Genomic DNA, 20,682 nt, shown 5'->3' on the forward strand with positions numbered 1-20,682 from the left:
CGTATCCCTCTATTTACTTGCGACGACGGACGATCATTTTGTCGGTACGCTTATTACCACGAGTCTTCGCACCCTTGGTCGGGAAGCCCCATGGCGATACCGGATGACGACCACCGGAGGTACGACCTTCACCACCACCATGTGGGTGGTCAACCGGGTTCATGGCAACACCACGAACGGTTGGGCGAACGCCACGCCAGCGCTTGGCACCAGCTTTACCCAGCGAACGCAGGCTGTGCTCGGAGTTCGAGACTTCGCCCAGGGTCGCACGGCACTCGGCCAGTACTTTACGCATCTCGCCGGAGCGCAGACGCAGGGTCACGTAGACGCCTTCACGAGCGATCAGCTGAGCCGAAGCACCAGCGGAACGAGCGATCTGAGCACCTTTACCCGGCTTCAGTTCGATGCCGTGAATGGTGCTACCTACTGGGATGTTACGCAGCTGCAGGGAGTTGCCTGGCTTGATTGGAGCCAGAGCGCCTGCGATCAGCTGGTCGCCAGCACTCACGCCTTTAGGCGCGATGATGTAGCGACGCTCACCGTCTGCGTAGCAAAGCAGGGCGATGTGAGCAGTACGGTTAGGGTCGTATTCGATACGCTCGACAGTGGCGGCGATGCCGTCCTTGTCGTTGCGACGGAAGTCGACCATACGGTAATGCTGCTTGTGACCACCACCTACGTGACGAGTAGTGATGCGGCCATTGTTGTTACGACCACCAGACTTCGATTTTTTCTCGAGCAGCGGTGCGTGAGGAGCGCCTTTATGCAGCTCCTGGTTGACCACCTTGACCACGAAACGGCGGCCAGGGGAAGTCGGTTTGCATTTAACGATTGCCATGATGCACCCCTTCCTTACTCAGCACTGCTGCTGAAATCGAGATCTTGGCCTGGCTGAAGGGAGACGATCGCCTTCTTCCAGTCATTACGCTTGCCCAGACCACGTGCGGTACGCTTGGTTTTACCCAGAACGTTGACAGTCGACACGTTTTCGACTTGTACGCCGAACAGGCTCTCGACAGCTTTCTTGATTTCCAGCTTGGTTGCGTCGGTAGCAACCTTGAATACGAACTGGCCTTTCTTCTCAGCCAGAACGGTAGCCTTCTCGGAAACATGCGGGCCAAGGAGGACTTTAAATACGCGTTCCTGGTTCATCCCAGCAGCTCCTCGAATTTCTTCACGGCCGACACAGTGATCAACACTTTGTCATAGGCGATCAGACTGACCGGATCGGAACCTTGAACGTCACGTACGTCGACGTGCGGCAGGTTACGAGCAGCCAGGTACAGGTTCTGGTCAACGGCGTCGGAAACGATCAGCACGTCGCTCAGACCCATGCCATTCAGCTTATTCAGCAGGTCTTTGGTCTTTGGTGCTTCAACAGCGAAGTCCTGAACCACGACCAGACGGTCGGTACGGGCCAGCTCAGCGAGGATGGAACGCAGTGCAGCGCGATACATCTTCTTGTTGAGCTTTTGCGAGTGGTCCTGTGGACGAGCTGCGAAAGTGGTGCCACCGCCGCGCCAGATCGGGCTACGGATGGTACCGGCACGAGCGCGGCCAGTACCCTTCTGACGCCATGGGCGCTTACCGCCACCGGATACGTCGGAACGGGTCTTTTGCTGCTTGGTGCCCTGACGGCCGCCGGCCATGTAGGCCACGACTGCTTGGTGAACCAGCGTCTCGTTGAATTCGCCACCGAAAATCAGTTCGGAAACTTCGATCGCTTGAGCGTCATTTACATTTAATTGCATGTCAGCTTCCCCTTAACCGCGAGCCTTGGCAGCCGGACGCACAACCACGTCACCGCCAGTAGCGCCTGGAACGGCACCCTTGACCAGCAACAGATTGCGTTCAGCGTCGACGCGCACTACTTCCAGGGACTGAACGGTCACGCGCTCGGCGCCCATGTGACCGGACATTTTCTTGCCCTTGAATACACGACCAGGAGTCTGGCACTGGCCGATAGAGCCCGGGACGCGGTGGGAAACGGAGTTACCGTGGGTGTTATCTTGACCACGGAAGTTCCAGCGCTTGATGGTACCGGCGAAGCCTTTACCTTTGGACTGACCGGTAACATCTACCAGTTGACCAGCAGCGAAGAGCTCGGCGTTGATCGAGTCGCCAGCCTGGTAGTCGCCTTCTTCAAGACGGAATTCCCAGACCCCGCGACCAGCTGCAACGTTCGCCTTTGCGAAGTGACCTGCCTGAGCAGCAGTCACACGCGAAGCACGACGCTCGCCGACAGTGACTTGCACTGCACGATAGCCATCAGTTTCTTCGGTTTTGAACTGGGTGACGCGATTCGGCTCGATCTCAATGACCGTGACCGGAATGGAGACACCTTCTTCGGTGAAAATACGGGTCATACCGCATTTACGACCGACTACACCAATAGTCATGTTGTAAACCTCATGAGTGTACGGGGCTTTCACCCGCTATGGCCGCCCATTTCAGAGCGTTACACGACTAAGACCCTGTCTTAGCCGAGGCTGATCTGCACTTCCACACCGGCCGCCAGATCAAGCTTCATCAGCGCATCAACGGTTTTATCCGTTGGCTGGACGATGTCCAGAACGCGCTTATGAGTACGGATCTCGTACTGGTCACGCGCGTCTTTGTTGACGTGCGGGGAGACCAGAACGGTGAACCGCTCTTTACGGGTAGGCAGTGGAATTGGACCACGCACTTGAGCACCAGTACGTTTCGCGGTTTCCACGATTTCCTGGGTGGATTGGTCGATCAGGCGATGGTCAAAAGCCTTCAACCTGATACGGATTTGCTGATTTTGCATTGGATTTCAGACTCCAGGCTGCTATTCCCACCGGGCGCACTACGCCCGTTAAAAGGAGGCGTGATTCTATAGACGCCCATATTGGGTGTCAACCCAATAAAAAAGCCCCTGCTGAGCGGGGGCTTCTTCAACCTATCGAGATTTACTCGATGATTTTGGCTACGACGCCGGCGCCGACGGTACGACCGCCTTCACGGATGGCGAAACGCAGGCCGTCTTCCATTGCGATGGTCTTGATCAGGGTGACTTCCATCTGGATGTTGTCACCTGGCATTACCATTTCAACGCCTTCTGGCAGCTGGCAGTTACCAGTCACGTCAGTAGTACGGAAGTAGAACTGAGGACGGTAGCCTTTGAAGAACGGAGTGTGACGACCGCCTTCTTCCTTCGACAGAACGTAGACTTCTGCGGTGAACTTGGTGTGCGGCTTGACCGAACCTGGCTTGACCAGAACCTGGCCACGCTCAACGTCGTCACGCTTGGTACCACGCAGCAGAACGCCGCAGTTCTCGCCAGCACGACCTTCGTCGAGCAGCTTGCGGAACATCTCAACACCGGTGCAGGTGGTGGTGGTGGTGTCACGCAGACCAACGATCTCCAGCGAGTCCTGAACGCGGACGATGCCACGCTCGATACGGCCGGTAACAACGGTACCACGACCCGAGATCGAGAACACGTCTTCGATCGGCATCAGGAACGGCTTGTCGATAGCACGCTCAGGCTCCGGGATGTAGCTGTCCAGAGTCTCAACCAGCTTCTTGACAGCGGTGGTGCCCATTTCGTTGTCGTCTTTGCCTTCCAGCGCCATACGAGCCGAACCGATGATGATCGGGGTGTCGTCGCCTGGGAAGTCATAGGTGGACAGCAGGTCGCGAACTTCCATCTCGACCAGTTCCAGCAGCTCAGCGTCGTCTACCAGGTCAGCCTTGTTCAGGAAGACCACGATGTACGGAACGCCTACCTGGCGGGACAGCAGGATGTGCTCACGGGTCTGTGGCATCGGACCATCAGCGGCCGAACAAACCAGGATCGCGCCGTCCATCTGCGCAGCACCGGTGATCATGTTCTTCACGTAGTCAGCGTGACCTGGGCAGTCGACGTGAGCGTAGTGACGGATCTTCGAGTTGTACTCGACGTGCGCGGTGTTGATGGTGATACCGCGAGCTTTTTCTTCTGGGGCGCTGTCGATCTTGTCGAAGTCGACGACGGCCGAACCGAATACTTCGGAGCAGACGCGAGTCAGAGCAGCGGTCAGAGTGGTCTTACCGTGGTCAACGTGGCCGATGGTGCCAACGTTTACGTGCGGAAGGGAACGATCAAATTTTTCTTTAGCCACGACAGTGAACTCCTAGCCTAAAGGGGCTGAATCAGCCTTGTTTTTTAACGAGAGCTTCGACGATGTTCGACGGAGCTTCGGCGTATTTGGAGAATTCCATGGAGTAGCTCGCGCGACCCTGAGACATGGAACGAACGTCGGTCGCGTAACCGAACATTTCCCCGAGCGGAACTTCAGCACGGACAACCTTGCCGGAGACCGAATCATCCATACCCTGGATCAGACCACGACGACGGTTCAGGTCACCCATCACGTCACCCATGTAGTCTTCAGGGGTTACAACTTCGACCTTCATGATCGGCTCGAGAACCACGCCACCGCCCTTCTGGGCCAGTTGCTTGGTTGCCATCGAAGCAGCGATCTTGAACGCCATCTCGTTGGAGTCGACGTCATGGTACGAACCGTCGAATACCGTGGCCTTCAGGCCGATCAGAGGATAGCCGGCGACGACGCCGTTCTTCATCTGCTCTTCGATACCCTTCTGGATCGGGGCGATGAATTCCTTAGGAATCACACCACCAACGACTTCGTTGGTGAACACCAGACCTTCGGTGATGTTGCCTTTTTCGTCCACGTCCGGCTCCGCGAAGCGGATCCAGCAGTGACCGAACTGACCACGACCACCCGACTGACGAACGAACTTGCCTTCGATCTCGACGTTGGACTTGGTGATCTTCTCGCGGTACGAAACCTGCGGCTTGCCGATGTTGGCCTCGACGTTGAACTCGCGCTTCATGCGGTCAACGAGGATGTCCAGGTGCAGCTCACCCATACCGGAGATGATGGTCTGACCGGTTTCTTCATCGGTCTTGACGCGGAACGACGGGTCTTCCTGAGCCAGTTTGCCCAGTGCGATACCCATCTTTTCCTGGTCCTGCTTGGTCTTCGGCTCGACAGCAACCGAAATCACAGGCTCCGGGAAGTCCATACGCTCGAGGATGACCGGCTGGTCGGCGTTGCACAGGGTGTCACCAGTGGTGACGTCCTTCATGCCGATCAGAGCAGCGATGTCGCCAGCGCGTACTTCCTTGATCTCTTCACGCTGGTTGGCGTGCATCTGCACCATACGGCCGACGCGCTCTTTCTTGCCCTTGACCGAGTTGATCACGGAGTCGCCCGAGCTCAGGAAGCCCGAGTAGACGCGCACGAAAGTCAGAGTACCAACGAACGGGTCGGTGGCAATCTTGAACGCCAGAGCCGAGAACGGCTCGTCATCGGAAGCGTGACGCTCCACGTGACGAACTGCCGGGTCTTCCTTGTCGAGTTCCTTGTCATCCGGGTTGATACCCTTGATCGCAGGAATTTCGGTAGGAGCAGGCAGAAAGTCGATGACGGCGTCGAGAACCAGGGGAACACCCTTGTTCTTGAACGACGAACCGCAGACAGCCGGGACGATTTCGCTGGCGAGGGTGCGCGCACGCAGGCCTGCCTTGATTTCGTCGATGGTCAGCTCTTCGCCTTCCAGGTACTTGTTCATCAGCTCTTCGCTGGACTCGGCAGCCGCTTCAACCATGTTGGAGCGCCACTCTTGAGCCAACTCAAGCATGTCGGCAGGAATTTCTTCCTCGCGCGGCGAAGTACCCTTGTCGTCGTCGTTCCAGTAGACAGCTTTCATCTTGATCAGATCGATCTGACCCTGGAAGTTGTCTTCGGAACCGATTGCCAGCTGGATCGGAACCGGGGTGTGACCCAGGCGGTTCTTGATCTGGCCGATAACGCGCAGGAAGTCAGCGCCGGCACGGTCCATCTTGTTCACGTAGACAACACGTGGAACGCCGTATTTGTTGGCTTGACGCCATACGGTTTCGGACTGCGGCTCAACGCCGGAGGTACCGCAGAACACAACGACCGCGCCGTCGAGTACACGCAGCGAACGCTCAACTTCAATGGTGAAGTCAACGTGGCCAGGGGTATCGATGACGTTTACGCGGTAGTTGTCGTACTGACCGGTAGAACCTTTCCAGAAGGTGGTAACGGCAGCGGAGGTAATGGTAATACCCCGCTCCTGCTCCTGCACCATCCAGTCGGTGGTCGCGGCGCCGTCATGCACCTCGCCCATCTTGTGGCTCAGGCCTGTGTAGAACAGGATCCGCTCGGTAGTGGTAGTCTTGCCCGCGTCAACGTGCGCGCAAATACCAATGTTACGGTAGCGGTTGATTGCTGTAGTACGAGCCATAAAGCCCTCGCAAAATGATTGATGCTTGAATTAGAAGCGGTAGTGCGAGAATGCTTTGTTGGCTTCAGCCATACGGTGCACGTCTTCACGCTTCTTGACTGCAGCACCTTTGCCTTCAGCGGCATCCAGCAGTTCGCCGGCCAGGCGCAGGGCCATGGACTTCTCGCCACGCTTGCGGGCGTAGTCTACGAGCCAGCGCATTGCCAGAGCGTTACGACGCGATGGACGAACTTCGACCGGAACCTGGTAAGTGGCACCGCCGACACGGCGGGACTTTACTTCGACCAGCGGAGCGATGGCGTCGAGAGCTTTCTCGAAGATCTCCAGGGGATCGCTGTTCTTGCGTGCTTTGACGGTATCCAGGGCACCGTAAACGATGCGCTCGGCTACGGCCTTCTTGCCGCTTTCCATCACGTGGTTCATGAACTTGGCGAGGATCTGGCTTCCGTATTTCGGATCGTCCAGAATCTCACGCTTGGCTGCTACACGACGTCTTGGCATTGATAAGCCCTCAAACGGTCTTCAGGTTAGCCCGGGACTCGACCTTGCGGTGCGCGCCCGACCTTACTCTTATCGACTCAATAAAAATGATTGACTGCAAATTACCGCAAACGGCCGATTACTTCGGACGCTTGGTACCGTACTTCGAACGACCCTGGTTACGGCCTTTGACGCCGGAGGTATCCAGAGAGCCGCGAACGGTGTGGTAACGAACACCTGGCAAGTCTTTTACACGGCCGCCACGAATCAGGACGACGCTGTGCTCTTGCAGGTTGTGGCCTTCACCGCCGATGTACGAGGAAACCTCGAAACCGTTGGTCAGACGCACACGGCATACTTTACGCAGTGCCGAGTTAGGTTTTTTCGGCGTGGTGGTGTACACGCGGGTGCACACGCCACGACGTTGCGGGCAGTTCTGCAGCGCAGGTACGTCGGATTTCTCGACGATACGCTTACGCGGCTGACGTACCAGCTGGTTGATAGTTGCCATCTACTAGCTCCACTGTTTGTCTTGCGACGCTATTGTCTTGCAAGAAAAGCCAAAAAACGGCAGGACGGAGCCCTACCGAATTTAAGGGTACAAAAGTCTACGGAGGATCTTGCACCCAGTCAAGACAAGGCCCCAGCCTCCCCCCTCCAGTCATCGGCAACATTTTGTGTCGCCGATGCCCTTCAGGGGGTTGCCGGGGCCCTGCCCTGTACTCAGTTACCGCTTGAGTTCAGTGCTTCGGTCAGTGCGGCTTCCACCTCACTGGCGCTTACACGCAGCGGTTTGTCGGCTTCACGGCGGCGCTTGCGCTCGCTGTGGTAGGCCAGACCGGTACCAGCCGGGATCAGACGACCCACGACCACGTTCTCTTTCAGGCCGCGCAGGTAGTCGCGCTTGCCGGTTACCGCCGCTTCGGTCAGTACACGGGTGGTTTCCTGGAAGGAAGCCGCCGAGATGAACGATTCGGTCGACAACGACGCCTTGGTGATACCCAGCAGCACGCGCGAGAACTTCGAGATGAACTTGTCATCACCGGCCAGACGCTCGTTCTCGACCAGCACGTGGGTCAGTTCCATCTGGTCGCCCTTGATGAAGCTGGAATCGCCCGACTCGCTGATCTCGACCTTGCGCAACATCTGACGCAGGATGGTCTCGATGTGCTTGTCGTTGATCTTCACGCCTTGCAGACGGTAAACGTCCTGGATCTCGTTGACGATGTACTTGGCCAGCGCGCTCACACCCAGCAGACGTAGGATATCGTGCGGATCGCTCGGGCCGTCGGAGATGACTTCGCCGCGGTTTACCTGTTCGCCTTCGAAGACGTTCAGGTGGCGCCACTTCGGAATCAGCTCTTCGTACGGATCGGTACCATCGTTCGGAGTGATGACCAGACGGCGCTTGCCCTTGGTCTCTTTACCGAAGGCAATGGTGCCGCTGACTTCAGCCAGGATCGAGGCTTCTTTCGGACGACGGGCTTCGAACAGGTCGGCAACCCGTGGCAGACCACCGGTGATGTCACGGGTCTTCGACGTCTCTTGCGGGATACGCGCGATAACGTCACCAACACCGATCTGTGCACCGTCGGCAACACCGACCAGGGCGTTCGCCGGCAGGAAGTACTGGGCCGGTACGTCGGTACCTGGCAGCAGCAGATCCTTGCCATTGGCGTCGACCATCTTGATTGCAGGACGGATTTCCTTGCCTGCGGCCGGACGGTCTTTGACGTCCAGGACTTCAATGTTGGTCAAACCGGTCAATTCGTCAGTCTGACGCTTGATGGTGATGTTTTCTTCCATGCCCACGAAGGTCACGGTACCTTTCATCTCGGTCACGATCGGGTGGGTGTGCGGGTCCCACTTGGCGACGATGGCGCCAGCGTCGACCTTGTCACCTTCCTTGACCGAAATCACTGCACCGTAAGGCAGCTTGTAGCGCTCACGCTCACGGCCGAATTCGTCGGCAATGGCCAGCTCGCCAGAACGCGATACGGCAACCAGGTTGCCATCAGCACGTTCTACCTGCTTGAGGTTATGCAGACGGACCATACCGCCGTTCTTCACCTGGACGCTGTCGGCAGCCGAAGTACGGCTTGCAGCACCACCGATGTGGAACGTACGCATGGTCAGCTGGGTACCCGGCTCACCGATCGACTGTGCAGCGATAACGCCGACAGCTTCACCGATGTTCACCTGGTGACCACGAGCCAGGTCACGGCCGTAGCACTTGGCGCAGATGCCATAGCGGGTTTCGCAGCTGATCGGCGAACGCACGATCACTTCGTCGATGCTGTTCAGCTCGATGAACTCGACCCACTTCTCGTCGACCAGGGTGCCGGCAGGAACGATCACGTCGTCGGTGCCTGGCTTGAACACGTCACGGGCGATGACACGGCCCAGTACACGCTCACCCAGCGGCTCTACGACGTCACCGCCTTCAATGTGCGGCGTCATCAGCAGGCCTTGCTCGGTACCGCAGTCGATCTCGGTAACGACCAGGTCCTGGGCAACGTCCACCAGACGGCGAGTCAGGTAACCGGAGTTCGCGGTTTTCAACGCGGTATCCGCCAGACCCTTACGAGCACCGTGAGTCGAGATGAAGTACTGCAGTACGCTCAGGCCTTCACGGAAGTTCGCGGTGATCGGCGTCTCGATGATCGAGCCGTCCGGCTTGGCCATCAGGCCACGCATACCGGCCAACTGACGAATCTGAGCTGCCGAACCCCGGGCACCGGAGTCAGCCATCATGTACATCGAGTTGAAGGACTCTTGCTCGACTTCGTCGCCATTGCGGTCGATGACCCGCTCTTTCGAGAGGTTGGCCATCATCGCCTTGGAGACTTCGTCGTTCGCCTTGGACCACAAGTCGATGACCTTGTTGTACTTCTCGCCCTGGGTTACCAGGCCGGAGGCGTACTGGCTCTCGATCTCTTTCACTTCGTCGGTAGCGGTACCGATGATGCGGGCTTTCTCGTCCGGGATAACGAAGTCGTTGACACCGATGGAAACGCCGGAGATGGTCGAGTAGGCAAAGCCGGTGTACATCAGCTGGTCAGCGAAGATCACGGTCTCTTTAAGACCAACCACGCGGTAGCACTGGTTGATCAGCTTGGAGATCGCCTTTTTCTTCATTGGCTGGTTGACCACGTCGTACGACAGACCTGGTGGTACAACCTGGAACAGCAGTGCACGGCCGACGGTGGTGTCGACGATACGGGTGTTCTTGACGCTGCCGCCATCACGGTCGTTCACGGTTTCGTTGATACGAACCTTGATCTTGGCGTGCAGGGCAGCTTCGCCGGCGCGGAATACGCGGTCGACTTCCTGCAGGTCCGCGAACACGCGGCCTTCGCCCTTGGCGTTGATGGCTTCACGGGTCATGTAGTACAGACCCAGTACAACGTCCTGCGAAGGAACGATGATCGGCTCACCGTTGGCTGGCGACAGGATGTTGTTGGTCGACATCATCAGCGCGCGCGCTTCGAGCTGGGCTTCCAGCGTCAGCGGCACGTGAACGGCCATCTGGTCACCGTCGAAGTCGGCGTTGTACGCAGCACAGACCAGCGGGTGCAGCTGGATGGCCTTGCCTTCGATCAGTACCGGTTCAAACGCCTGGATGCCCAGACGGTGAAGGGTCGGTGCACGGTTGAGCAGCACGGGGTGTTCGCGAATCACTTCGGCGAGAACGTCCCACACTTCCGGCAGCTCGCGCTCGACCATCTTCTTGGCGGCCTTGATGGTGGTCGCCAGACCACGCATTTCCAGCTTGCCGAAAATGAACGGCTTGAACAGCTCGAGAGCCATCTTCTTCGGCAGACCGCACTGGTGCAGACGCAGGGTCGGACCTACGGTAATTACCGAACGGCCGGAGTAGTCGACACGCTTGCCGAGCAAGTTCTGACGGAAACGACCTTGCTTACCCTTGATCATGTCGGCCAGGGATTTCAGAGGACGCTTGTTCGAGCCAGTGATGGCGCGGCCACGACGGCCGTTATCGAGCAGTGCGTCGACCGCTTCCTGCAGCATGCGCTTTTCGTTGCGCACGATGATGTCCGGCGCGGACAGGTCGAGCAGGCGCTTCAGACGGTTGTTACGGTTGATCACCCGACGATACAGGTCGTTCAGGTCGGAGGTCGCGAAGCGACCGCCATCAAGCGGAACCAGCGGACGCAGGTCTGGCGGCAGAACCGGCAGAACGGTCAGGACCATCCACTCAGGCAGGTTGCCCGAGCCCTGGAAGGCCTCCATCAGCTTCAGACGCTTGGACAGCTTCTTGATCTTGGTCTCGGAGTTGGTCTGCGGGATTTCTTCGCGCAGGCGGCCAATCTCGTGCTCCAGGTCGATAGCGTGCAGCAGCTCGCGGACAGCTTCGGCACCCATGCGGGCATCAAAGTCGTCACCGAACTCTTCCAGCGCTTCGAAGTACTGCTCGTCATTGAGCAGCTGACCCTTCTCGAGGGTGGTCATGCCCGGGTCGATTACGACGTAGCTCTCGAAATAGAGAACGCGCTCGATATCACGCAGGGTCATGTCCATTAGCAAGCCGATACGCGACGGCAGCGACTTCAGGAACCAGATGTGGGCAACCGGCGAGGCCAGTTCGATGTGCGCCATGCGCTCACGACGGACCTTGGCCAGGGCGACTTCAACGCCGCACTTCTCGCAGATCACACCGCGGTGCTTGAGGCGCTTGTACTTGCCGCACAGGCACTCGTAGTCCTTGACTGGGCCAAAGATCTTGGCGCAGAACAGACCGTCACGCTCAGGCTTGAACGTACGGTAGTTGATGGTTTCCGGCTTTTTTACTTCACCGAACGACCACGAACGGATCATCTCAGGCGACGCGAGGCCGATGCGGATAGCATCGAACTCTTCGACTTGACCCTGGTTTTTCAGCAAATTCAGTAGGTCTTTCAAGGCCTTTCCTCCTGGCGGAGCAGAGAGCGGGCTGTATCAGCCCCGCTCCCGATTCGCGTCACGTGTTATTCGGTTTCCAGATCGATGTCGATACCGAGCGAACGGATCTCTTTGATCAACACGTTGAAGGACTCGGGCATGCCCGGCTCCATACGGTGATCGCCATCCACGATGTTCTTGTACATCTTGGTACGGCCGTTCACGTCGTCCGACTTCACTGTGAGCATTTCTTGCAGGGTGTATGCCGCGCCGTATGCTTCCAGCGCCCACACTTCCATCTCCCCGAAACGCTGACCACCGAACTGCGCCTTACCACCCAGCGGCTGCTGGGTAACCAGGCTGTAAGAACCAGTGGAACGCGCGTGCATCTTGTCGTCCACCAAGTGGTTCAGCTTGAGCATGTACATGTAACCAACGGTCACAGGACGCTCGAACTTGTTGCCGGTACGACCATCGAACAGCACCATCTGGCCGCTCTCTGGCATATCGGCCAGTTTCAGCATGGCCTTGATCTCGCTTTCCTTGGCACCGTCGAAGACCGGGGTAGCCATTGGCACACCGCCCTTGAGGTTATGCGCCAGGTCGAGGATTTCCTTGTCGGTGAATTCCGCAAGGTTCTCCTGACGACCACCGATCTCGTTGTAGATCTCGGTCAGGAAGGTGCGCAGCTCAGCGGCCTTGCGCTGCTCTTCGATCATGCGGTTGATCTTCTCGCCCAGGCCCTTGGCCGCGAGGCCCAGGTGGGTTTCAAGGATCTGACCGACGTTCATACGCGATGGTACGCCCAACGGGTTCAGGACCACGTCGACCGGAGTACCGTTGGCGTCGTGCGGCATGTCTTCGACCGGCATGATCACCGAGACCACACCTTTGTTACCGTGACGGCCGGCCATCTTGTCGCCCGGCTGGATGCGGCGACGGATTGCCAGGTAGACCTTGACGATCTTCAGTACGCCCGGTGCCAGGTCATCGCCCTGCTGCAGCTTGCGCTTCTTGTCTTCGAACTTGTCGTCCAGCAGACGGCGGCGATCGACGATGTAGGCCTGGGCCTTCTCGAGCTGATCGTTCAGCGCGTCTTCGGCCATGCGCAGCTTGAACCACTGGCCGTGCTCCAGACCGTCCAGTACTTCGTCGCTGACCACGGTGCCTTTCTTCAGGCCCGCGCCACCGTCGACCAGCTGGCCGTTCAGGGCAGAACGCAGACGTTCGAAGGTCGCGCCCTCTACGATGCGGAACTCTTCGTTGAGGTCCTTGCGGATCTCGTCCAGCTGCATCTTCTCGATCGACAGCGCACGGCTGTCGCGCTCGACGCCGTCACGGGTGAAGACCTGTACGTCGATAACAGTACCCTTGGTGCCTGTCGGCACGCGCAGGGAGGTGTCTTTGACGTCGCTGGCCTTCTCGCCGAAGATTGCGCGCAGCAGTTTTTCTTCCGGAGTCAGCTGGGTCTCGCCTTTCGGAGTGACCTTGCCGACCAGGATGTCGCCAGCGCCGACTTCGGCACCTACATAGACGATACCGGCTTCGTCCAGCTTGTTCAGTGCGGCTTCACCCACGTTCGGGATGTCCGCAGTGATTTCCTCTGGGCCAAGCTTGGTGTCACGAGCCACACAGGTCAGTTCCTGGATGTGGATCGTGGTGAAGCGGTCTTCCTGGACCACACGCTCGGAGAGGCAGATGGAGTCTTCGAAGTTGAAGCCGTTCCACGCCATGAACGCGATGCGCATGTTCTGGCCCAGAGCCAGTTCACCCATGTCGGTGGACGGACCATCGGCCATGATGTCGCCGCGCTGAACCACATCACCCTTGTTCACCAGCGGACGCTGGTTGATGCAGGTGTTCTGGTTCGAACGGGTGTACTTGGTCAGGTTGTAGATGTCGACACCCGCTTCGCCGGTCTCGACTTCGTCGTCGGCAACGCGAACGACCACACGGCTGGCGTCGACGGAGTCGATCACACCACCGCGGCGAGCTACCACGCAGACACCGGAGTCACGGGCGACGTTGCGCTCCATGCCGGTACCTACCAGCGGCTTGTCGGCGCGCAGGGTCGGGACTGCCTGACGCTGCATGTTCGAACCCATCAACGCACGGTTGGCGTCGTCGTGCTCGAGGAACGGAATCAGCGACGCTGCAACCGAGACAACCTGCTTCGGCGAAACGTCCATCAAGGTGACGTCTTCCGGCGCCTTGACGGTGAATTCGTTCAGGTGACGAACCGCTACCAGCTCGTCGATCAGCTGCTTCTTCTCGTTCATCGTGGCCGAAGCCTGGGCGATGACGTGATCAGCTTCTTCGATCGCGGACAGGAACACGATATCGTCCGAGACCACACCCTCTTTCACAACGCGGTACGGGCTCTCGAGGAAGCCGTACTGGTTGGTGCGGGCATAGGCCGCCAGGGAGTTGATCAGACCGATGTTCGGACCTTCAGGCGTCTCGATCGGGCACACGCGGCCGTAGTGGGTCGGGTGTACGTCACGGACTTCGAAGCCGGCGCGCTCACGGGTCAGACCGCCAGGACCGAGTGCGGAGACACGGCGCTTGTGGGTGATCTCGGAGAGCGGGTTGTTCTGGTCCATGAACTGCGAGAGCTGGCTGGAACCGAAGAACTCCTTCACCGCCGCCGCTACCGGCTTGGCGTTGATCAGGTCTTGCGGCATCAGGCCTTCGCTTTCGGCCATCGACAGACGTTCCTTGACCGCACGCTCGACGCGCACCAGGCCAACACGGAACTGGTTCTCGGCCATCTCGCCGACACAACGCACGCGACGGTTACCCAGGTGGTCGATGTCGTCGACGATACCTTTGCCGTTACGGATGTCGACCAGGGTCTTGAGGACCTCGACGATGTCTTCCTTGCTCAGCACGCCCGAACCTTCGATTTCGGTACGACCGATACGACGGTTGAACTTCATGCGACCTACAGCGGAGAGGTCGTAGCGCTCGGCGCTGAAGAACAGGTTGTTGAACAGGGTCTCGGCGGCATCCTTGGTAGGTGGCTCGCCTGGACGCATCATGCGGTAGATCTCGACCAGCGCTTCCAGCTGATTGCTGGTGGAGTCGATCTTCAGGGTGTCCGAGATGAACGGACCGCAGTCGATGTCGTTGGTGTACAGGGTCTCGATGCGGACAACCTGAGCCTTGGCGATCTTGATCAGCAGCTCGGTGGTCAGCTCGGTGTTGCACTCGCACAGGATCTCGCCGGTAGCCGGGTGCACGATAGCCTTGGCAGTGGTGCGGCCCAGGACGTATTCCATCGGCACGTCCAGCTGCTTCACGCCAGCTTTTTCGAGCTGGTTGATGTGGCGCGCAGTGATACGGCGACCCTGCTCGACGATGACCTTGCCGGTCTCGTCGTGAATGTCCATGACCGCGACTTCACCACGCAGGCGCTGTGGCACCAGCTCCAGGCTCAGCTTCTCGCCCGAGACGTGGAGTACGTTGGTGGTGTAGAAGGCGTTCAGGACCTCCTCGGTGCTGTAGCCAAGGGCGCGCAGCAGTACGGAGGCCGGCAGCTTGCGGCGACGGTCGATACGAACGAACACGCAGTCCTTCGGATCGAACTCGAAGTCCAGCCACGAACCGCGGTAAGGAATGATACGCGCCGAGTACAGCAGCTTGCCGGAGCTGTGAGTCTTGCCACGGTCGTGGTCGAAGAACACACCTGGCGAACGGTGCAGCTGGGAAACGATTACACGCTCGGTACCGTTGATAACGAAGGTACCGTTTTCAGTCATCAGGGGGATTTCACCCATGTAGACTTCTTGCTCTTTGATGTCCTTGATCGCTTTGTTCGACGATTCCTTGTCGAAGATGATCAGGCGGACTTTCACCCGCAGAGGCACGGCGAAGGTCACGCCGCGCAGGACGCATTCCTTGACGTCGAAAGCCGGCTCGCCCAGACGATAGCCAACGTACTCCAAGGCAGCATTGCCGGAGTAGCTGATGATCGGGAAAACCGACTTGAAGGCCGCGTGCAGCCCGACGTCGCGGAACTGGTCCTTGGTCGCTCCTGCCTGCAGGAATTCACGATACGAATCCAGCTGGATGGCCAGGAGGTAAGGCACATCCATGACGTCCGGCAACTTGCTAAAGTCCTTGCGGATACGTTTTTTCTCAGTGTATGAGTAAGCCATCAGCGTTCCCCAGCTTGGTCACCTGCTTGTTTGGCTTCTCCCGACGGGAGCAGCCAGAAAATCTGCAAACCCCATGGTTTGCGCCACCGGTCAGGTGGTTGGAGCACGTCATCGGGGCCGACCTGGTCGGCCGCCAATAACGGAAAAAGGCCGGTGGCATGAGCCACCAGCCATCAGCCTTTCGCTTATCGCTCGGGCTGGAGACGCACAGTCGAGAGTTACTTGACTTCGACTTTGGCGCCTGCTTCTTCCAGCTTCTTCTTGGCGTCTTCAGCAGCGTCTTTCGACACGCCTTCGGCGACGATCTGAGGAGCGGTGTCAACTTTCTCTTTGGCTTCTTTCAGGCCCAGACCGGTCAGTTCACGAACGGCCTTGATGACGTTGACTTTCTTCTCGCCAGCTTCCAGCAGAACAACGTTGAACTCGGTTTGTTCTTCAACAACGGCAGCGGCAGCAGCTGGGCCAGCAGAGGCGACAGCAGCGGTAACGCCGAAGGTTTCTTCCATTGCTTTGATCAGCTCAACAACTTCCAGAACGGTTTTCTGGCCGATTGCTTCGATGATTTGCTCGTTAGTCAGAGACATGACTTAAATCCTGTATTGGGGTGACAGCCTACGCAGCCATCAAATTAAACGTATGATTTCGAAAGGGCTTGCGGTGCCTTAGGCAGCAGCAGCTTCTTTCTGGTCGCGAACGGCTGCCAGGGTACGAGCCAGCTTGCTGGTTGCGCCTTGGATCACGCTCATCAGCTTCGCAATAGCCTCGTCGCGGGTCGGCAGGGAAGCCAACACGTCGATCTGGTCTGCGGCAAGGAACTTGCCGTCGAACGCAGCTGCCTTGATCTCGAACTTGCTCTGACCCTTGGCGAACTCAGCGAACAGACGAGCAGCAGCGCCCGGGTGTTCGTTGGAGAAAGCGATCAGGGTAGGGCCAGTGAAGGCGTCGTTGAGGACACTGTATTCAGTGTCAGCAACAGCGCGCTTGAGCAGGGTGTTACGTACGACACGTACGTATACGCCAGCTTCACGAGCCTCTTTGCGGAGTCCGGTCATTGCGCCTACAGTCACACCACGGGCATCAGCCACGACAGCGGACAGAGCGACTTTGGCAGCCTCGTTGACTTCAGCGACGATGGCCTTCTTGTCTTCGAGTTTAATTGCCACGGGTAAAACTCCTGCTTGTTACCGTTTCATCTGGCCGAAGCCGGATGTCGTTTTGGTGTCTGATTCGGTAAGGAACCGGGAGCACCATCTGCGTAGGCTGGTGGTTTAAGGCTTGCGCCGCCTACGGTCTTGGATAGCCCCCGCCAGGCAGGGACCCCAATTTTTGCAACCGGCGCGATCGCTCGCGCCAGTTTTGTCTTACGCGTCCAGCGAGCTCTGGTCGATGACCAGACCTGGGCCCATGGTGGTGCTCAGGGTAACGCGCTTGACGTAGATACCTTTCGAGGAAGCTGGCTTGATACGCTTCAGATCAGCGATCAGGGCTTCAACGTTTTCCTTCAGCTTGCCAGCTTCGAAGCCGACCTTGCCAACGGAGGTGTGGATGATACCGTTCTTGTCGGTACGGTAGCGAACCTGACCAGCCTTGGCGTTTTTGACCGCGGTGGCTACGTCTGGGGATACGGTACCAACCTTCGGGTTAGGCATCAGGCCGCGAGGACCCAGAACCTGACCCAACTGGCCTACAACACGCATTGCGTCCGGGGAAGCAATGACGACGTCGTAGTTCAGGTCGCCGGCTTTCATTTCTGCAGCCAGATCGTCCATGCCTACACGGTCAGCGCCGGCAGCCAGAGCGGCCTCGGCAGCTGGACCCTGGGTGAAGACAGCAACGCGTACGGTCTTGCCAGTGCCGTGTGGCAGCACGGTAGCGCTACGAACGACCTGGTCGGATTTACGCGGGTCAACGCCGAGGTTGACAGCAACGTCGAAGGATTCGGTGAACTTCACGGCGGACAGTTCAGCCAGCAGCACAGCTGCTTCTTCGAAGTTGTAGACTTTGCCAGCTTCGATTTTCGAAGCAATGGCCTTTTGGCGCTTGGTCAGCTTAGCCATTACACACCCTCCACGTTGAGGCCCATGCTGCGAGCAGAACCGGCGATGGTACGCACGGCTGCATCGAGGTCAGCGGCAGTCAGATCGGCATTCTTGGTCTTGGCGATCTCTTCCAGCTGAGCACGGGTCACGGTACCGACCTTGACGGTGTTCGGACGAGCCGAACCGCTGGTCAGGCCAGCAGCTTTCTTCAGCAGAACCGAAGCAGGGGTGCTCTTGGTTTCGAAGGTGAAGCTACGGTCACTGTATACAGTGATGATCACTGGAGTCGGCAGGCCGGCTTCTTGACCCTGGGTACGGGCGTTGAAGGCCTTGCAGAATTCCATGATGTTCACACCATGTTGACCCAGTGCTGGACCAACGGGTGGGCTTGGGTTGGCCTGGCCGGCCTTTACTTGCAGCTTGATGTAAGCCTGAATCTTCTTAGCCATGAGCTACTCCAAAATCGGGTACAAGCGCCAGATGGCTCCCCGGATGACGTACGTTTTATCCCAGTGACGACAAAACCCCGCAGCACATAGGGCTGCGGGGTATGGGATGCTTCGTTCGATTAGACCTTCTCGACCTGACCGAACTCGAGCTCCACCGGGGTAGAGCGACCGAAAATGAGCACCGCCACTTGGAGCCGGCTCTTTTCGTAGTTAACTTCTTCAACGGTACCGTTGAAATCGGCAAATGGACCGTCAGTGACGCGAACCACTTCACCTGGCTCAAACAAGGTTTTCGGCCTAGGCTTGTCGCTACCATCGGCAACGCGGCGCAGAATGGCCTCGGCTTCCTTGTCGGTGATCGGCGCAGGCTTGTCTGCAGTGCCACCGATGAAGCCCATGACGCGAGGGGTATCCTTGACCAAGTGCCAAGTGCCTTCGTTCATGTCCATCTGGACCAGGACGTAACCTGGGAAGAACTTGCGTTCACTTTTACGCTTCTGGCCATTGCGCATCTCGACGACTTCTTCGGTCGGAACCAGAATTTCGCCGAAACCGTCTTCCATGCCAGCAAGCTTTACGCGCTCGATCAGCGAGCGCATTACATGCTTCTCGTAACCCGAGTAAGCATGCACAACGTACCAACGCTTAGCCACGGGACACCCTTAGCCAACAATCAAGGAAACCAACCAACCGAGCAGGGAATCAAGACCCCACAACAGCAACGCCATAACCAGCACAACGACCACCACGATAAGCGTGGTCTGCATGGTTTCTTGGCGGGTTGGCCACACGACTTTACGAATCTCGGCACGAGCTTCCTTCGCAAGCACAAAGAACGACTTACCCTTGGCAGTCTGCAAGGCAACAAAGCCTGCGATAGCAGCAAGAGCAAGGAGAGCGAGTACGCGATACAGGATTGGAGCCGCGGAGTAGTATTGGTTGCCTACAACGCCGACAACCACCAAAGCTACAACAGCCACCCATTTGATCAGGTCAAAACGCGATACTTGGGCTTCAGTTTTGGGAGTCATCAAGGAGGATCCTGTGAGAAGAAAGCCAATCACACCGAGGTGAATGGCAGGTCAGGAGGGAATCGAACCCCCAACCTACGGTTTTGGAGACCGTCGCTCTGCCAATTGAGCTACTGACCTATAACGCTGTATCAGGCCGACCATTATGTCGGCCTGATTGAGAAAAATCAACTACTTATTCGATAATCTTAGCTACAACACCAGCACCGACGGTACGACCGCCTTCACGGATGGCGAAACGCAGGCCGTCTTCCATTGCGATGGTCTTGATCAGGGTGACTTCCATCTGGATGTTGTCACCTGGCATTACCATTTCAACGCCTTCTGGCAGCTGGCAGTTACCAGTCACGTCAGTAGTACGGAAGTAGAACTGAGGACGGTAGCCTTTGAAGAACGGAGTGTGACGACCGCCTTCTTCCTTCGACAGAACGTAGACTTCTGCGGTGAACTTGGTGTGCGGCTTGACCGAACCTGGCTTGACCAGAACCTGGCCACGCTCAACGTCGTCACGCTTGGTACCACGCAGCAGAACGCCGCAGTTCTCGCCAGCACGACCTTCGTCGAGCAGCTTGCGGAACATCTCAACACCGGTGCAGGTGGTGGTGGTGGTGTCACGCAGACCAACGATCTCCAGCGAGTCCTGAACGCGGACGATGCCACGCTCGATACGGCCGGTAACAACGGTACCACGACCCGAGATCGAGAACACGTCTTCGATCGGCATCAGGAACGGCTTGTCGATAGCACGCTCAGGCTCCGGGATGTAGCTGTCCAGAGTCTCAACCAGCTTCTTGACAGCGGTGGTGCCCATTTCGTTGTCGTCTTTGCCTTCCAGCGCCATACGAGCCGAACCGATGATGATCGGGGTGTCGTCGCCTGGGAAGTCATAGGTGGACAGCAGGTCGCGAACTTCCATCTCGACCAGTTCCAGCAGCTCAGCGTCGTCTACCAGGTCAGCCTTGTTCAGGAAGACCACGATGTACGGAACGCCTACCTGGCGGGACAGCAGGATGTGCTCACGGGTCTGTGGCATCGGACCATCAGCGGCCGAACAAACCAGGATCGCGCCGTCCATCTGCGCAGCACCGGTGATCATGTTCTTCACGTAGTCAGCGTGACCTGGGCAGTCGACGTGAGCGTAGTGACGGATCTTCGAGTTGTACTCGACGTGCGCGGTGTTGATGGTGATACCGCGAGCTTTTTCTTCTGGGGCGCTGTCGATCTTGTCGAAGTCGACGACGGCCGAACCGAATACTTCGGAGCAGACGCGAGTCAGAGCAGCGGTCAGAGTGGTCTTACCGTGGTCAACGTGGCCGAT

At 58.0% G+C, this 20,682-nt stretch carries 18 protein-coding genes and 1 tRNA gene; all 19 read right to left on the reverse strand.

Annotated elements, in window-relative coordinates; genetic code table 11:
* Positions 1-13: 13 nt before the first annotated feature.
* A complete protein-coding gene (rplB, locus tag AC0ZZU_RS09640; protein WP_476340320.1) occupies positions 14-838 on the reverse strand; it encodes a 50S ribosomal protein L2 in 825 nt (274 codons plus the stop codon).
* A gap of 14 nt (positions 839-852) precedes the next feature.
* Positions 853-1,152: a 50S ribosomal protein L23 gene (gene rplW, locus AC0ZZU_RS09645; protein WP_158460538.1), complete on the reverse strand. Its 300-nt coding sequence runs from the start codon at positions 1,150-1,152 to the stop codon at positions 853-855.
* Positions 1,149-1,751 carry a 50S ribosomal protein L4 gene (gene rplD / locus AC0ZZU_RS09650; protein WP_158460537.1) on the reverse strand — a complete coding sequence of 201 codons (603 nt, stop codon included), beginning with the start codon at positions 1,749-1,751 and terminating at the stop codon, positions 1,149-1,151. Before rplD ends, rplW begins: the two co-directional genes overlap by 4 nt.
* A 12-nt stretch (positions 1,752-1,763) precedes the next feature.
* Positions 1,764-2,399 (reverse strand): 50S ribosomal protein L3, encoded by a 636-nt coding sequence (gene rplC, locus AC0ZZU_RS09655; protein WP_158460536.1) that lies wholly within the window; start codon positions 2,397-2,399, stop codon positions 1,764-1,766.
* 80 nt (positions 2,400-2,479) lie between these two features.
* Positions 2,480-2,791, reverse strand: a complete 312-nt coding sequence (gene rpsJ / locus AC0ZZU_RS09660; RefSeq protein WP_003186070.1) for a 30S ribosomal protein S10 — start codon at positions 2,789-2,791, stop codon at positions 2,480-2,482.
* Positions 2,792-2,933: 142 nt separating this feature from the next.
* Positions 2,934-4,127, reverse strand: coding sequence for an elongation factor Tu (gene tuf / locus AC0ZZU_RS09665; RefSeq protein WP_314877063.1), 1,194 nt, complete (start codon positions 4,125-4,127; stop codon positions 2,934-2,936).
* A gap of 31 nt (positions 4,128-4,158) precedes the next feature.
* Complete coding sequence (fusA, locus tag AC0ZZU_RS09670) at positions 4,159-6,303, reverse strand: elongation factor G (protein ID WP_476340324.1); 2,145 nt, start codon at positions 6,301-6,303, stop codon at positions 4,159-4,161.
* Positions 6,304-6,333: 30 nt separating this feature from the next.
* Positions 6,334-6,804: a 30S ribosomal protein S7 gene (gene rpsG, locus AC0ZZU_RS09675; protein ID WP_003246741.1), complete on the reverse strand. Its 471-nt coding sequence runs from the start codon at positions 6,802-6,804 to the stop codon at positions 6,334-6,336.
* A 118-nt stretch (positions 6,805-6,922) separates the two neighbouring features.
* The gene (gene rpsL, locus AC0ZZU_RS09680; protein WP_003186084.1) at positions 6,923-7,294 is read right to left on the reverse strand and encodes a 30S ribosomal protein S12; all 372 of its coding nucleotides are present in this window, start codon (positions 7,292-7,294) and stop codon (positions 6,923-6,925) included.
* 212 nt (positions 7,295-7,506) lie between these two features.
* Positions 7,507-11,706 (reverse strand): DNA-directed RNA polymerase subunit beta', encoded by a 4,200-nt coding sequence (rpoC, locus tag AC0ZZU_RS09685; protein WP_476340325.1) that lies wholly within the window; start codon positions 11,704-11,706, stop codon positions 7,507-7,509.
* Positions 11,707-11,771: 65 nt separating this feature from the next.
* Positions 11,772-15,845: a DNA-directed RNA polymerase subunit beta gene (rpoB, locus tag AC0ZZU_RS09690; protein ID WP_476340326.1), complete on the reverse strand. Its 4,074-nt coding sequence runs from the start codon at positions 15,843-15,845 to the stop codon at positions 11,772-11,774.
* 218 nt (positions 15,846-16,063) lie between these two features.
* Entirely contained in the window at positions 16,064-16,429 is a 366-nt protein-coding gene (gene rplL, locus AC0ZZU_RS09695) for a 50S ribosomal protein L7/L12 (protein ID WP_476340328.1), read from the reverse strand.
* Positions 16,430-16,507: 78 nt separating this feature from the next.
* Complete coding sequence (gene rplJ / locus AC0ZZU_RS09700) at positions 16,508-17,008, reverse strand: 50S ribosomal protein L10 (protein ID WP_158462090.1); 501 nt, start codon at positions 17,006-17,008, stop codon at positions 16,508-16,510.
* A 198-nt stretch (positions 17,009-17,206) separates the two neighbouring features.
* A complete protein-coding gene (gene rplA / locus AC0ZZU_RS09705; RefSeq protein WP_158462092.1) occupies positions 17,207-17,902 on the reverse strand; it encodes a 50S ribosomal protein L1 in 696 nt (231 codons plus the stop codon).
* On the reverse strand, positions 17,902-18,333 hold the full coding sequence (gene rplK, locus AC0ZZU_RS09710; RefSeq protein ID WP_017901523.1) for a 50S ribosomal protein L11: 432 nt from the start codon (positions 18,331-18,333) through the stop codon (positions 17,902-17,904). The genes rplA and rplK overlap by 1 nt, the downstream gene beginning before the upstream one ends.
* A gap of 119 nt (positions 18,334-18,452) precedes the next feature.
* Positions 18,453-18,986, reverse strand: coding sequence for a transcription termination/antitermination protein NusG (gene nusG, locus AC0ZZU_RS09715; RefSeq protein WP_158462093.1), 534 nt, complete (start codon positions 18,984-18,986; stop codon positions 18,453-18,455).
* 9 nt (positions 18,987-18,995) lie between these two features.
* Positions 18,996-19,364, reverse strand: coding sequence for a preprotein translocase subunit SecE (gene secE, locus AC0ZZU_RS09720; protein ID WP_476340330.1), 369 nt, complete (start codon positions 19,362-19,364; stop codon positions 18,996-18,998).
* A gap of 44 nt (positions 19,365-19,408) precedes the next feature.
* Positions 19,409-19,484 (reverse strand) — tRNA-Trp (locus tag AC0ZZU_RS09725).
* Positions 19,485-19,539: 55 nt separating this feature from the next.
* A partial coding sequence (tuf, locus tag AC0ZZU_RS09730; protein WP_476340332.1) for an elongation factor Tu occupies positions 19,540-20,682 on the reverse strand: 1,143 nt, incomplete at its 5' end.

This window comes from Pseudomonas sp. JE3303, from assembly GCF_056312565.1.

What these genes read in the sequence shown, in the direction of transcription:
- rplB (WP_476340320.1), bottom strand. Translation starts at nt 838, where the DNA reads ATGGCAATCGTTAAATGCAAACCGACTTCCCCTGGCCGCCGTTTCGTG.
- rplW (WP_158460538.1), bottom strand. Translation starts at nt 1,152, where the DNA reads ATGAACCAGGAACGCGTATTTAAAGTCCTCCTTGGCCCGCATGTTTCC.
- rplD (WP_158460537.1), bottom strand. Translation starts at nt 1,751, where the DNA reads ATGCAATTAAATGTAAATGACGCTCAAGCGATCGAAGTTTCCGAACTG.
- rplC (WP_158460536.1), bottom strand. Translation starts at nt 2,399, where the DNA reads ATGACTATTGGTGTAGTCGGTCGTAAATGCGGTATGACCCGTATTTTC.
- rpsJ (WP_003186070.1), bottom strand. Translation starts at nt 2,791, where the DNA reads ATGCAAAATCAGCAAATCCGTATCAGGTTGAAGGCTTTTGACCATCGC.
- fusA (WP_476340324.1), bottom strand. Translation starts at nt 6,303, where the DNA reads ATGGCTCGTACTACAGCAATCAACCGCTACCGTAACATTGGTATTTGC.
- rpsG (WP_003246741.1), bottom strand. Translation starts at nt 6,804, where the DNA reads ATGCCAAGACGTCGTGTAGCAGCCAAGCGTGAGATTCTGGACGATCCG.
- rpsL (WP_003186084.1), bottom strand. Translation starts at nt 7,294, where the DNA reads ATGGCAACTATCAACCAGCTGGTACGTCAGCCGCGTAAGCGTATCGTC.
- rpoB (WP_476340326.1), bottom strand. Translation starts at nt 15,845, where the DNA reads ATGGCTTACTCATACACTGAGAAAAAACGTATCCGCAAGGACTTTAGC.
- rplL (WP_476340328.1), bottom strand. Translation starts at nt 16,429, where the DNA reads ATGTCTCTGACTAACGAGCAAATCATCGAAGCAATCGGCCAGAAAACC.
- rplA (WP_158462092.1), bottom strand. Translation starts at nt 17,902, where the DNA reads ATGGCTAAGCTGACCAAGCGCCAAAAGGCCATTGCTTCGAAAATCGAA.
- rplK (WP_017901523.1), bottom strand. Translation starts at nt 18,333, where the DNA reads ATGGCTAAGAAGATTCAGGCTTACATCAAGCTGCAAGTAAAGGCCGGC.
- secE (WP_476340330.1), bottom strand. Translation starts at nt 19,364, where the DNA reads ATGACTCCCAAAACTGAAGCCCAAGTATCGCGTTTTGACCTGATCAAA.